Raw genomic sequence first — 13,123 nt, 5'->3', positions numbered from 1 at the left:
GGCATGGAGGAGCGAAAGCACATCGATGTCGTCGCAGGAGCGATCCTGCGTGACGGGAAGGTGTTTGGCGCATGCCGCTCCTATGGAGCGTATGCGGGCACGTGGGAATTCGCGGGCGGAAAGGTTGAGCCGGGGGAGACGGATGCGGCGGCACTTGTGCGTGAGATGCAGGAGGAGCTCGGCGTTATGGTCACAGTGGAGGAACTCCTCGGCACGGTTGACCACGATTATCCGGAGTACCACATGAACATGCGCCTCTACCTCTGCCGACTCGCAGCGGGAGAGCCGCAGCTGCGTGTCCACTCCGAGGGGCGGTGGCTCGGGCGCGCCGATCTCTACAGTGTCCCGTGGTTTGCGGCAGACATGGATCTCATCCGGAAGATCGAGCCGCGCCTGCGCTGATATTTGACAAGAGACCGTGCGGAATGCTATAATACATCTCGTATTTCCCCCAAGCCGAAGTGGCGGAATTGGCAGACGCAGCAGACTCAAAATCTGCCGCTGTGTGAGCAGCGTGCCGGTTCGACCCCGGCCTTCGGCACCATTTGAAGATCAGCCATTATGGCTTCCGAAAACTCCCTAAGAGAATGTGAAACTCTTAGGGAGTTTTTATCCATACACCTATATTTCTCATACTGATTTATTGGTTGACACAGCGCGTGGAAGCGCGTATATTTAACAGAAAAATTTAAGGAAGCACTGATAAATTCAGTACCGCCATCTTAGGTAAGCACTGATAAATGGGTGAATTTTTCAGTACTTTCTTCGAAAAGTGGAAAGGATGGGTTCCCTTGGCGCATTATTACACTGAACCGTCGCATACGTTCGGAGAGTATCTGCTCGTACCCGGCTACTCCTCGGCGGAATGCTTCCCCGCAAATGTTTCTCTGCGCACGCCGCTCGTCAAATTTCGTCGTGATGAAGAGCCGGCGCTCACGATGAATATCCCGCTGACCTCTGCGATCATGCAGGCGGTCTCCAACGACACGATGGCGATTGCCCTCGCCAAGCAGGGCGGTGTATCGTTCATCTACGGCTCGCAGTCCATCGAGGCAGAGGCGGCGATGGTCTCGCGTGTGAAGAACTATAAATCGGGCTTTGTCAGCAGTGACTCGAACATCAGTCCTGACACGACACTCGGTGGGGTGCTCGATCTTCTCGCTAAGACGGGACATTCGACTATGGCGGTCACGGAGGATGGCTCCGCGAACGGCAAGCTCGTCGGCATCGTGACGAGCCGTGACTACCGTGTCTCCCGCATGTCGCTCGATACGAAAGCGCATACGTTCATGACGCCGTTCGAGAAGCTCGTCTGGGCCGATGCGGATGCGACCTCACTGACGCTCGCCAACGATCTCATCTGGGAGCACAAGCTCAACATGCTGCCGCTCATCGACAAGAATCAGCGCCTGCGCTATATGGTGTTCCGCAAAGACTACACGGACAACAAGGAAAATGAGTTGGAGCTGACCGACGACAACAAGAGCTACATTGTCGGCGCGGGCATCAATACGCGCGACTATACGGAGCGTGTTCCCGCGCTCATCGACGCGGGCGTCGATGTCCTCTGCATTGACTCCTCGGAGGGGTTCTCCGAGTGGCAGCGCATGACAATCCAGTACATCCGCGAGGAGTTCGGTGATTCGGTTAAGGTTGGCGCGGGCAACGTCGTGGACGGTGAGGGCTTCCGTTTCCTCGCAAATGCGGGGGCAGACTTTATCAAGGTCGGCATTGGTGGCGGCTCGATCTGCATTACGCGCGAGACGAAGGGCATCGGGCGCGGACAGGCCACGGCACTCATCGACGTGTGTGCCGAGCGTGACAAATACTACAAGGAGACGGGGGTCTACATCCCCATCTGCTCCGACGGCGGCATCGTCTACGACTATCACATGACGCTCGCGCTTGCCATGGGCGCGGACTTCCTCATGCTGGGGCGGTACTTCTCACGCTTCGATGAGAGCCCGACGGACCGCGTCATGGTGAACGGCACCTACTATAAGGAATATTGGGGCGAGGGTTCGAACCGCGCGCGCAACTGGCAGCGGTATGATCTCGGCGGGAGCAAGAAGCTCTCCTTTGAGGAGGGGGTTGATTCCTACGTCCCCTATGCAGGACCGCTGAAGGAGAACGTGCAGACGACACTCTCCAAGATCCGCTCTACGATGTGCAACTGTGGTGCGCTCAGCCTCCCGGAGTTCCGTGACAAGGCAAAGCTCACCCTCGTCTCCTCGACCAGCATCGTCGAGGGCGGCGCACACGATGTAATCCTGCGCGATAAACTCGGACGGGATTGACGAAGATCAGAAAAGACGCACGGCGAGTGCGCCTTTTCTTTTTTCACATTTTGTGGTAATATCAACCATAGGATTTTGGGGAATCACGGATGGAATGACATTTGGCTGATCCGGTGCGGATTCATTTCTGCAGTATGGCGGAGGAGATATGCAGCAAGGCGCGATCTTTGATATGGATGGACTGCTCTTTGATACGGAGAAGATGTATCAGCATGGATGGCTGGTCGTCGCCGATGAATTTGGTGTGCCGCGCAGCCCGGAACTGGGCAAGGCATGCTGCGGCACGAGTGGGGAGACGATGGCGGCGGTGGTGCATTCCTTCTATCCAATGGTAGATGCCTACGCCTATTCGCGCCGTGTGGCGGAGTACGTTCGTGATGAGGCAGCGAAGAACTTGCCGATCATGCCGGGGGCGCGTGAGCTGCTCCATTATTTTCGTGCGCATGGCGTCCGTATCGCAACGGCAAGCAGTTCGACGGTGACGCAGATCGAGAAAAATCTCGCGCAGAGCGGCCTGAGAGAGTACTTTGATGCCATTGTCGGCGGGGATATGGTCGAGCGTGGGAAACCCGCCCCTGATATTTTTCTGCGCGCGGCCGCGGCAATCCAGATCGCACCGGCGGACTGCTATGTCTTTGAGGATGGCTACAATGGGCTGCGCGGTGCATCGACAGCGGGCTGTGTGGCGGTGATGATTCCCGACACATTGCCGCCGACAGAGGAGATGCGGGGAATCTGCACGGGGATTTATCCATCGCTGCACGCGGCGCTGGATGCGATCAAGCAAGGGAAGCTGTGACTATTTCCATAGTGAGGTAAGGTAATGGACGAACAGAAAACCATGATGTTCTCCTTCGGGGAGGATAAGCCAAAGGCAGATGTCGTCATACGGGATGTGAGTGCGGCGATGCGGGAGAAAGGGTATAACCCGATCAACCAGCTGGTCGGCTATTTGCTGTCCGGTGATCCCGCGTATGTGACGAGTCACCGCGACGCGCGGAGCAAGATACGGAGTCTTGAGCGGGACGATCTGCTCGATGAGCTCGTGCGCTTCTATCTGGAACACGAGAAATGAAACGCTATATGTCACTCGATCTCGGTGATGCGACGATCGGGGTTGCGGTCAGTGACCTTCTCGGGCTGACGGCGCAGGGCGTTGAGACAGTGCGGCGCACGACACTCGAGGCAGACATTGCCCGCCTCGGACAGCTCATGCAGGAGTATGAGGTCGATGCGCTCGTGGCCGGTCTGCCAAAGCACATGAACGGCGATGAGGGCGAGCGCTGCAGCATTGTGCGTGCCTTTATGGCGGAGGTGGAGGAGCACTTTCCGAGGACGGAGGTACACTACTGGGATGAGCGCCTCTCGACCGTCGCCGCCTCGCGCGCGCTCATTGCCGGAGATGTCTCACGCAAAAAACGCCGCAAGGTGATCGATAAGATGGCGGCGGTCTATATTTTACAGGGATTTTTGGATCGACAGAATATGGAAAATCACGGATAAAAGATGCGCCGGGAGACGCACACAGTATTTATCCGGGCTTCCTTGATTGAAGGAGCAGAGAAGATGACTGAGCAGGAAGAACTTCACGACGAGGACGTTATTGTCGTTATCTCCGATGAGGAGGGAGTGGAACACTACTATCGCGAGGAGATGATCGTGCCGCTCGGAACGGAGCGATTTGCCGTGCTCGTGGCACTCCACATGGATGCGGATGGAGCACTTAAAGACAGCGACGATGAGGACGAGGCGACGATTGCCAAGATCATCGTGGATGAGAGCGGCGAGGACATCTACACAGATCCGACAGACGAGGAGTTCGAGGCGGTCTGCCGCGCCTATGAGCGTCTTGCAGAGCAGGAGGAAGAATAAGGGACTCGCAGATCGCCGCCGCATCAGCGGACCATGATGTTCTGTGGAGCAGGAGACTGCGTGGGCCTACGACACTGAGACAAGAGAGGATGGATTTTGTTGCGGGAGTCATTGCAGGAGTTGTGGCAGAAGACACGCGACTTTCTGGAGCACGCCGAATGGCAGGAGGCCCTGCGGGCGGTTTACCGCGGAAAGGGAACCCCAAAGCAAAAGAGAATGATATTCGGCGGGGCGGCTGCGGTCGCCCTCCTCTTCCTTGTTTTTGTGTTTTTGATTGCGTCGCCGTCCGCCTCGCCCACCAATGAGGGGACGCCTGTATACTTTACCGTACGCCCCGGGATGAGTGTCAGCAGCATCGGCAAGGAACTGCACGAACGCGGTGTGATCGACAGCGAGATGAAGTTCTGGTGGACGGCGAAGCTGAACGGACTTGAAAACAAGGTCAAGACTGGTACGTTCGCCATGCAGACCGGGATGACGCCGCGTGATGCGCTGGAAAAACTCGTCTATGGCAATACCGTTACGATCCGCTTCGTGATTCCCGAAGGGTTCGGCGTGAAGGAGATCGCCGAGCGGTTGGAAAAGGAAGGGCTCGTGCGCGCGGATGACTTTATGGAGCGAGCCAAGACCTTTCGCCCCTACCCCTATATGGAACAGCATGAGAATGTACGCTATGCGGCGGAGGGATTCCTTTTCCCCGACACCTATGAGCTGAGCGATTCGTTCGATGCCGACTCGATCATGACGATGATGGCGGAGAATTTCGATCATCGCCTGACGAAGGAGATGCGAGACCGCGCCAAGGAGATGCACCTCTCAATCTATGAACTCGTGACGCTCGCGTCCCTCGTGGAGAAGGAGGCGTATCATGATGAGGATCGCCCGATCATCGCGCAGATCTTTTTGAAGCGTCTGCGCCTTGGTATGCCGCTGCAGGCTGACCCGACGGTGCAGTATCTGCTCGATGAGCCGAAGGAGGATCTTCTCTACAGCGACACGGAGGTCGCGTCGCCCTATAATACCTATCAGAATGTCGGCCTGCCGCCAGGACCGATTGCAAGCCCCGGTACAGCGTCGCTGATGGCCGTGCTGCATCCCGCACATACGAACTATCTGTATTTCGTGGCGGATCGGAATGGAAAGAATTACTATGCAACGAATTATGCGGATCACCTCGCCCTTGTCGATCAGGTGCGCTGATGCAGTGAAGGTGCTCCGATGACGCGCAGACCTGAGCTCCTTGCCCCTGCGGGGACGATGGAGAAACTGGAGGCGGCGCTCCGCTATGGTGCGGATGCGGCGTATCTCGGCGGACGGCAGTTCGGCCTGCGTGCCTTTGGCGGAAACTTTACAGAGGACGAGATTGCGGCGGCCGTTCGCCTTGCTCATGGGATGGGAAAGAAGATCTATGTGACGGTCAATGTGTTCCCGCACAATGAGGATCTGGTGTCACTGCCGGACTATCTGCGCTTTCTTAAGGAGGCAGGGGCAGATGCCGTCCTCGTTGCCGACCTCGGTGTCTTTATGTGTGCACGCGAGGCGGCCCCCGGACTTCCCATCCATGTCAGCACACAGGCGAACAATGTCAACTGGCGCACGGTGCGCGCGTGGCAGGAGCTTGGCGCGGCGCGCGTCGTGCTCGCACGCGAGCTCTCGGCGGCGGAGATACGGGAGATTCGGCGGGCAACGGACGTGGAGCTGGAGCTGTTCGTGCACGGTGCGATGTGCATCTCCTATTCCGGACGATGTCTGCTCAGCAGTTACTTCACGGGGCGCGATGCGAACCGCGGAAGCTGTGCCCAGTCCTGCCGATGGAAGTATGCACTGGTCGAGGAATCCCGTCCCGGAGAGTACTATCCCATCGCCGAGGATGAGCGCGGCACCTATATCATGAACTCGAAAGACCTGTGCCTGCTCACGTATCTGGACGAGGTCGTCGCATGCGGTGTGGACAGCCTGAAGATCGAGGGACGCATGAAGAGCGTTCACTATGTGGCGAGCGTTGTGAAGGCGTATCGCATGGCGCTGGATGCCTGCCTGTCAGAGCAGCCCTACCATGTCGAAGCATCGTGGCTGGAGGAATTGAACAAGGTATCCCACCGTGCGTACACGACAGGCTTTTTCTTCGGAAAGACGACGGCAGAGGATCAGATCTATGGGTCTTCGTCCTATGAGCAGAACTCGGAGTTCGTCGGGCTGGTGCGTGCCTATGATGCCACGACAGGGCTGGCAGAGGTGGAGCAGCGCAATCACATGCGCGTCGGTCAGGAGATTGAGATCTTTCAGCCGAAGGGGCCGTCCTTTCGCCAAATTCTCGATGCCATGTGGGATGAGGAGGGGACGCCAATCGACGCCGCACCGCACCCGCAGCAGATCGTGCGCATTCGGCTGGTGCGTCCGGCAGAGCCATACAGCATCCTGCGCCGCGATGTGCCAATGAAAAAGGGGGATGGATCATGAGCACGGTGATTCGCCGCTTTGCATGTGCCGAAGGGCGTGTGCAGGGCGTGGGCTTTCGCATGTTTGTCCGCCAGCAGGCGGTGATGCGTGACATCACGGGGTGGGTCAAGAATATGTCGGACGGCACGGTGACAATGGAACTGCAGGGCGCAGCGGATGCCGTCGAGGCGGCATTTGACGCCATGCGTGCAGGAAATATGTTTATCCACGTGAATCATCTCACGGTCGAGGAACGCGCTCTGCTTGAGGGGGAGCGCAGCTTTGACGTGCGCTATTAGAGGAGTATGATGGGAAAAATATTGGTGCTGAATGGGCCGAACCTCAATATGCTCGGGACACGTGAGCCTGAGATTTACGGCGCGCTGACGCTCGCCGACATCAACGAACGCCTGCGCCGTCGTGCGGAGCGTGCAGGCCTTGCCATCACATTTCTGCAGTCGAATCACGAGGGCGTCTTGGTGGATGCCATTCAGGCAGCGCGCGGGAACACGAACTACATTATCCTGAATGCCGCTGCCTTCACGCATTACAGTATTGCCATCCGCGACGCCATTTCTGCCGCTGAGGTTCCCGTCATCGAGGTACACCTCTCGAATATCCATCAGCGCGAGGAGTTTCGGCATCACTCGGTGATTGCGCCGGTCGTTTGGGGGCAGGTTGCAGGGCTGGGGGCGGAGAGCTATATGGCGGCACTTGAGGCAATCATCTGCCGCATGGAGGGATACAATGGAGATTGAGAGACGAGTCGCGCGACTGCGTGCGCTCATGGCAGAGAAGGTTCTGGACGGGGTGCTTGTCACGAAAGAGGAGAGTGTCCATTATTTTAGCGGTTTTCGCGGTGACTCCACGGCACTCCTTATAACCCCCGAGCGGCTTCTTCTCATGACAGACAATCGCTATACGGAGCAGGCGCAGCTGCAGGCACCAAGCTATGATGTCGTCGAACAGCATGAGGGGCTGAGCAAAAAGATTGCAGAGGCCGCGCAGGATATTGGGATTCTTGCGCTTGGCTTTGAGGGCGGTGCACTGACCTGTGATCGGTATGAACAGCTGAAATCTATGCTGGGAGAGATCTCCTTTGACACGTCGCTCTCCCTTGATGCACTGCGCATGGTCAAGGATGCGGATGAGATCGCCGCCATTCGCCGTGCCTGTGCGATTGCCGATGCGGCATTCGCGCACATCATCACCGTTATTCGCCCCGGCATGACGGAGTGTGAGGTGGCCGCTGAGATGGAGTACTTCATGCGGCGTGAGGGCTCGGAGCGCCCTGCCTTTACGACGATTGTCGCCTCGGGGGTGCGGGGCAGTCTGCCGCACGGCGTGGCAAGTACGAAGGAGATCGCGCGCGGCGAGCTCGTGACGATGGACTTCGGCGCGGTCTATGAGGGCTACTGCTCAGACATCACGCGGACCATCTGCGTCGGACGGGCAGACGCGCATCAGCGCGAGCGCTATGATGCTGTGCTTGCGGCGCAGGAACGTGCACTCGCGGCACTGCATCCCGGGGTCACAGGGATCGAGGCAGACCGCGTGGCACGCGATGCTCTCGCTGAGAAGAATCTTGCACAGTATTTTGGACATGGGCTCGGGCATAGCCTTGGGCTTGAGATCCACGAGGAGCCGCGCCTTTCGAAGTCCTGTCCTGTCGCACTGCAGGAGAATATGCTGATTACCGATGAGCCGGGAATCTATATTCCGGGCTGGGGCGGAATCCGCATCGAGGACACGGTGCTCATCACACATGACGGAGCGGAGCCGCTGACGCACGCGCCAAAAGAATTTATTGAAATATGTATATAAACCCGCTATAATGTGTAAAGGTATAACAGATATGGAGGAACGAACAATATGATTAACAGCACCGATTTCCGCACAGGCCTGACCATTGAGTACGATGGGGGTGTCTGGCAGATTGTTGATTTTCAGCACGTGAAACCGGGAAAGGGTGCCGCGTTCGTCCGTACGAAGATCAAGAACGTCGAGACCGGTGCTGTGGTGGAGCGCACGTTCAATCCGAACGAGAAGATGCCTGCGGCGCATCTCGAGACGCATACCATGCAGTACCTCTATGAGGCGGACGGCGTCTATACGTTCATGAACACGGAGACCTATGAGCAGACGGAGCTGACGCGCGAACAGCTGGGCGATGCGCTGAACTACCTCATGGAGAACATGGAGGTGGCGGTGCAGCAGTTCAAGGGGCGCATCATTGGCATCCAGCTGCCGAACTCCGTCAATCTGAAGGTCGTCGAGTGCGAGCCGAGTGTCAAGGGAAATACGGCGACGGGCGCGACGAAGATGGCAAAGGTTGAGACCGGTTATGAGGTGCGTGTGCCCCTCTTCATCAACGAGGGAGATGTTCTGCGCATTGATACGCGCACGGGCAACTACATCGAGCGCGCCTGAGTATAATCATATTAAATTTGGAGGGTATGAACATGGACAATGAGAAGGATGTTGTAAAGAAGGAAACAGGCCTTGGGACGATTCGCGTTGCCGATGAGGTCGTCAGCATTATCGCGGGGCTTGCCACGACGGAAGTCGATGGAATTGCGGGCATGAGCGGTGGTATCGCCGGCGGCATCGCTGAGATCCTGGGGCGTAAGAATTTCTCCAAGGGGGTCAAGGTCGAAGTCGGTGAGAAAGAGGCTGCGGTTGATCTCTACATCATCGTCAAGTATGGCATTCGCATTCCTGAAGTTGCCCTTGCGGCGCAGGAGAATGTCAAGCGCGCCATCGAGACGATGACGGGGCTGTCTGTGGTCGAGGTGAACGTGCATGTGCAGGGCGTCGGATTCCCTGAGGAGGAGCCGAAGGTCGAGGAGTCGCGTGTACACTAAGTGCAGTCGGGGGCTATGAACCATGGGGATTCTTAACCGTCTGCTTCTCCTGCCGTATGCGATTCTCGGCATGGCACTCGCCGTTGCCGTCGCAGCGGCAGTACTGCGTATCCTGCCGGAGAGTATCTGGCTGAATGAACTGCGCTATGCACTGTCCCGTCAGGAACTCCTTATAGGCTGTGCGGTGTATTTTCTGTTCAGCCTAAAGTTCTTCTTTGCGGTGTTTTCGCGTTTCTCATCTTCTACACGTACGGACGGGGAGTTTATGGTGATCGAGACACCGGCCGGTTCCGTTCAGGTAGCACTCCCTGCCGTGCAGGGCATCGTCGAGCGTACCACGCTGGCTATGCAGGAAGTGCGTGAGGCAGCGGCAGTCATTGTGGTGCATGAGCAGCGGAAGGACAGCGCAGATCCGCCCATGCATATTGAGCTGAAGATCAGCATTGCGGATCACGCAGCATTGGGACAGGTGACGGAGCAGCTGACGCAGAGTGTGCAGCAGCATATTCATGAGGTCCTCGGTGTAGCCGAGGTGCCGGTCAAGATCAGTGTGACGGAAATCGGCGCGTCCGGTGCGGCAAAACGCTCTGTGGCGTAGTGGGAGGTGCGCATGAAAGAATATCTGCTGCAGCTCCTGCAGGAACAGTGGATGTACCATCGCGGACGGACAGGCGGACTGGTGCTCGGAACCCTGTTCGGCGTCTGTGTCCTGCTGTTTGGTTTTTGGAATATTGTCTTTGTGATTCTCTGTGCCGGTATCGGCATGTATATTGGATTGCAGTCAGAGCATCGACATTGGTCAGAGATCATTGATCTGTCGGGACTGCGGAATCTCTTTCGGAGGATGTCATGAGCCGCAGACACGCGCGTGAGGCGGCGCTTTTGACACTTTTTCAGCGGGAGTTCGATCAGGATCGTCCGCCGACTGTCGCGGCAGGGGATCTTGCCAGCGACGCTGTGGACGGGTTGACGGAGAAGGATCTTGCCTATGCAAACGGGCTCGTGCAGGGTACGTGCTCCGTTCAGCCGGAGATCGATGCGGCGATTGAGCGCATGGCGAAGGAGTGGAAGCTCCATCGCATGGCGCCCGTGGATCGCAATCTCATCCGCATGGCGTACTATGAGATGTGCTATCAGGAGGAACGCATTGACCCTCCGATTGCCATTAACGAAGCAGTGGAGCTGGCAAAAAAATATGGGTCGGACGATGCGGGCCGCTATGTAAACGGTATCCTTGCTGCGTTGCAGAAATCAATGGGATAACTGATGAAAAAGAATCCGTTGCACAGTCGGTGCAATGGTTCTTTTTTTATCGTCATGGGGGAGAGGTGGTTATGACCGTTCACAGTGTCAGTGATGTAACGCGCTATATCAAGGGGATGTTTGAGCATGAGCCGATTCTGTCGGATCTTTTGATACGCGGCGAGGTGTCCAACTATAAACGCTATCCGTCGGGACATGCCTACTTTACCCTAAAAGATGCAGGCTCAAGTATGAAGTGCGTCATGTTCAACGGCTATGCGCGAAATCTGCGCTTTGCACCCGAGAACGGGATGCAGGTGATCGCGGGCGGCAATATCTCCGTCTATGAGCGTGACGGAGCATATCAGCTCTATGTCAGCTTCTTGACACCCGAGGGCGCGGGGGCGCTCGCCCTCGCCTTTGAGCAGATGCGCGATCGCCTCGCCGCCGAGGGGCTTTTTGATGAAGGACATAAACAGCCGCTGCCGTGCTTTCCGCGACGCATTGGGATTGTCACGTCGTCGGCAGGAGCGGTGCTGCGCGATATCCACAATGTCTCCAAGCGACGCTGGCCGGGTGTGCAGCTCATCCTTCATCCCGTTCTGGTGCAGGGCGCAGGAGCGGCGGAGCAGATTGCAGATGCCGTGGCGTTTTTCAATGAGAAATATCCGGTGGATGTCCTGATCGTTGGCCGCGGCGGCGGGAGTGCAGAGGATCTCTGGGCGTTTAATGAGGAGGTCGTCGTCCGCGCCGTCTATCGGTCGCGTATTCCCGTGATTTCGGCCGTGGGGCATGAGACGGATACGACACTTGTGGATTTCGTCAGCGACCGGCGTGCGGCGACACCCTCGCAGGCGGCGGAGTTTGCCGTTCCTGATGCGGCGGAAATGGAGCGATTCCTCATGGGGCTGCGTGCACGTCTTGACGCGGGGCGGAAGCGACAGATCGATCACGCCGTCGCGCGCCTGAGCACGCTCGTTCAGCGGCCTTGGTGCACCAATCCGCGCATGTTGATCGCCCCGCTGATGCAGCGCAGTGACCGTGCCACGGCAGAGCTCCATCGTGTGGCAAAGGAGCAGAGCGTCGCAGCGCGGCATCGTCTTGAGCTCGTGCTGAAGCGACTGGAGCTGCTCAACCCCGTACGGGTTCTCTATCGTGGGTTCAGCATTGTGGAGAAGGACGGGCGTGCCGTGAGCCGCGTGAAGGACGTCACGGCGGGTGACCGCGTGAACATTACATTTGCGGACGGCAAGATATCTGCCGTCGTAGAACAGGCAAAGGAGCAGCAGAATGGCGCGTAAAAAAGAGATGGCGTTTGAGGAAGCACTGGGGGCGTTGGAGCAGATTGTTGCTGAGATCGAGGCGGGTGATTTGGCCCTTTCTGATCTCATGGCAAAGTACTCCGAAGGAATTAAGCTCTCGGAGTTCTGCGCCACGTCGCTGCGGCGCGCGGAGGAGACGATGGATCTCCTCGTGCGGGAGACGGCGGACGGCGTTGCACAAGAACCACTGAAGATCGGAGGCTGAGATGAAGGAACGTTGGCGGGCGCGGCAGGAGCTGGTGGAGCGTGCGCTGCAGGCGGAGCTGGATCGGACGGATGTGCTCGATGATACGCTGCGGCAGGCGATGGCGTACAGTCTGATGGCAGGCGGGAAACGTCTGCGACCTGTGCTCCTCATGGCGGCAGCGGATGCGGTAGGAGCGGATGGCGCCAAGTTCCTGTCCGTGGCGTGTGCACTTGAGATGATTCACACGTATTCCCTCATTCACGACGATCTCCCGGCGATGGACAACGACGACTATCGGCGCGGCAAATTGACCAATCACAAGGTCTTTGGCGACGGCATTGCCATCCTTGCAGGTGACGGACTTCTAACGCTAGCGTTTACGGTCATCCTGCGCCAGCAGGATGTATCCGCCGATACACTTCTGCGCGTGGTGGATGAGATCAGTCGTGCTGCCGGTGCTGAGGGCATGGTGGGCGGTCAGGTGCTCGACCTGCGTGCAGAGGAACATCGCATCTCGATGGAGGAGATGCGCCGTGTCCACATGGGTAAAACGGGGGCACTCTTTCGTGCAGCGCTGCGCAGCGGCGCAATCCTTGGCGGTGCGTCCGAGGCACAGCTTGCATCACTTACAACGTATGCGGAGCAGTTCGGGCTTGCCTTTCAGATCACGGACGACATTCTCGATGTCGTCGGGACAGCAGAGGACATCGGTAAGCCCGTTGGAAGCGATGAGAAAAACCACAAGTCGACCTATGTCTCCCTGACCTCGCTCGATGAGGCGCAGGAACTTGCAGCACAGACGGTGAAGGATGCGTGTGCGGCGCTCCGTGATTTCGGCGCGGAGGCAGATTTTCTGCGTGAACTGGTGTCCTATCTCGTGTATCGGAAGCAGTAGGGGGC

Annotated in this window: 19 protein-coding genes and 1 tRNA gene; all 20 read left to right on the top strand. The window is 57.7% G+C overall.

The genetic code is table 11. From position 1 onward, the window contains the following. Nucleotides 1-3 precede the first annotated feature (3 nt). Nucleotides 4-402, top strand: a complete 399-nt coding sequence (locus tag C1713_RS03645) for a (deoxy)nucleoside triphosphate pyrophosphohydrolase (protein WP_050344106.1) — start codon at nt 4-6, stop codon at nt 400-402. Nucleotides 403-455: 53 nt separating this feature from the next. Next, nucleotides 456-544, top strand: a tRNA-Leu gene (locus C1713_RS03640). 247 nt (nt 545-791) lie between these two features. Further along, a complete protein-coding gene (locus C1713_RS03635) occupies nt 792-2,297 on the top strand; it encodes an IMP dehydrogenase (RefSeq protein WP_102493066.1) in 1,506 nt (501 codons plus the stop codon). A 148-nt stretch (nt 2,298-2,445) separates the two neighbouring features. Next, on the top strand, nt 2,446-3,096 hold the full coding sequence (locus C1713_RS03630; RefSeq protein WP_009442335.1) for an HAD family hydrolase: 651 nt from the start codon (nt 2,446-2,448) through the stop codon (nt 3,094-3,096). A 24-nt stretch (nt 3,097-3,120) separates the two neighbouring features. After that, the gene (locus C1713_RS03625; RefSeq protein WP_009442334.1) at nt 3,121-3,372 is read left to right on the top strand and encodes an IreB family regulatory phosphoprotein; all 252 of its coding nucleotides are present in this window, start codon (nt 3,121-3,123) and stop codon (nt 3,370-3,372) included. After that, nucleotides 3,369-3,800: a Holliday junction resolvase RuvX gene (gene ruvX, locus C1713_RS03620; RefSeq protein ID WP_170950762.1), complete on the top strand. Its 432-nt coding sequence runs from the start codon at nt 3,369-3,371 to the stop codon at nt 3,798-3,800. The genes C1713_RS03625 and ruvX overlap by 4 nt, the downstream gene beginning before the upstream one ends. 63 nt (nt 3,801-3,863) lie before the next feature. Continuing rightward, complete coding sequence (locus tag C1713_RS03615) at nt 3,864-4,169, top strand: DUF1292 domain-containing protein (RefSeq protein WP_102493065.1); 306 nt, start codon at nt 3,864-3,866, stop codon at nt 4,167-4,169. 96 nt (nt 4,170-4,265) lie between these two features. Continuing rightward, nucleotides 4,266-5,369: an endolytic transglycosylase MltG gene (gene mltG, locus C1713_RS03610; protein WP_050344101.1), complete on the top strand. Its 1,104-nt coding sequence runs from the start codon at nt 4,266-4,268 to the stop codon at nt 5,367-5,369. Nucleotides 5,370-5,387: 18 nt separating this feature from the next. Then, nucleotides 5,388-6,629: a peptidase U32 family protein gene (locus C1713_RS03605; protein ID WP_102493064.1), complete on the top strand. Its 1,242-nt coding sequence runs from the start codon at nt 5,388-5,390 to the stop codon at nt 6,627-6,629. Continuing rightward, a complete protein-coding gene (locus C1713_RS03600; protein WP_009442329.1) occupies nt 6,626-6,907 on the top strand; it encodes an acylphosphatase in 282 nt (93 codons plus the stop codon). Before C1713_RS03605 ends, C1713_RS03600 begins: the two co-directional genes overlap by 4 nt. A 9-nt stretch (nt 6,908-6,916) precedes the next feature. Further along, nucleotides 6,917-7,366: a type II 3-dehydroquinate dehydratase gene (aroQ, locus tag C1713_RS03595; protein ID WP_102493147.1), complete on the top strand. Its 450-nt coding sequence runs from the start codon at nt 6,917-6,919 to the stop codon at nt 7,364-7,366. Continuing rightward, nucleotides 7,356-8,432: a M24 family metallopeptidase gene (locus C1713_RS03590; protein ID WP_102493063.1), complete on the top strand. Its 1,077-nt coding sequence runs from the start codon at nt 7,356-7,358 to the stop codon at nt 8,430-8,432. The genes aroQ and C1713_RS03590 overlap by 11 nt, the downstream gene beginning before the upstream one ends. 48 nt (nt 8,433-8,480) lie before the next feature. Further along, the gene (efp, locus tag C1713_RS03585; protein ID WP_009442326.1) at nt 8,481-9,038 is read left to right on the top strand and encodes an elongation factor P; all 558 of its coding nucleotides are present in this window, start codon (nt 8,481-8,483) and stop codon (nt 9,036-9,038) included. A gap of 32 nt (nt 9,039-9,070) precedes the next feature. Then, complete coding sequence (locus C1713_RS03580) at nt 9,071-9,472, top strand: Asp23/Gls24 family envelope stress response protein (protein WP_170950760.1); 402 nt, start codon at nt 9,071-9,073, stop codon at nt 9,470-9,472. Between the two features lie 22 nt (nt 9,473-9,494). Then, entirely contained in the window at nt 9,495-10,070 is a 576-nt protein-coding gene (amaP, locus tag C1713_RS03575) for an alkaline shock response membrane anchor protein AmaP (RefSeq protein WP_009442325.1), read from the top strand. A 12-nt stretch (nt 10,071-10,082) separates the two neighbouring features. Next, complete coding sequence (locus tag C1713_RS03570) at nt 10,083-10,325, top strand: DUF2273 domain-containing protein (RefSeq protein WP_050344096.1); 243 nt, start codon at nt 10,083-10,085, stop codon at nt 10,323-10,325. Next, the gene (nusB, locus tag C1713_RS03565; RefSeq protein WP_009442323.1) at nt 10,322-10,735 is read left to right on the top strand and encodes a transcription antitermination factor NusB; all 414 of its coding nucleotides are present in this window, start codon (nt 10,322-10,324) and stop codon (nt 10,733-10,735) included. The genes C1713_RS03570 and nusB overlap by 4 nt, the downstream gene beginning before the upstream one ends. Nucleotides 10,736-10,806: 71 nt before the next feature. Continuing rightward, nucleotides 10,807-12,015 carry an exodeoxyribonuclease VII large subunit gene (xseA, locus tag C1713_RS03560; protein ID WP_102493062.1) on the top strand — a complete coding sequence of 403 codons (1,209 nt, stop codon included), beginning with the start codon at nt 10,807-10,809 and terminating at the stop codon, nt 12,013-12,015. After that, the gene (gene xseB / locus C1713_RS03555; RefSeq protein ID WP_102493061.1) at nt 12,005-12,241 is read left to right on the top strand and encodes an exodeoxyribonuclease VII small subunit; all 237 of its coding nucleotides are present in this window, start codon (nt 12,005-12,007) and stop codon (nt 12,239-12,241) included. Before xseA ends, xseB begins: the two co-directional genes overlap by 11 nt. A gap of 1 nt (nt 12,242) precedes the next feature. Further along, complete coding sequence (locus C1713_RS03550) at nt 12,243-13,118, top strand: polyprenyl synthetase family protein (protein WP_061946692.1); 876 nt, start codon at nt 12,243-12,245, stop codon at nt 13,116-13,118. Nucleotides 13,119-13,123 lie beyond the last annotated feature (5 nt).

Source organism: Centipeda felix, assembly GCF_900186465.1.
GTDB classification, from domain to species: Bacteria; Bacillota; Negativicutes; order Selenomonadales; family Selenomonadaceae; genus Centipeda; species Centipeda felix.
The sequence above is the reverse complement of the archived record's forward strand: the minus strand, read 5'-3'. Positions and strand labels throughout refer to the sequence as shown.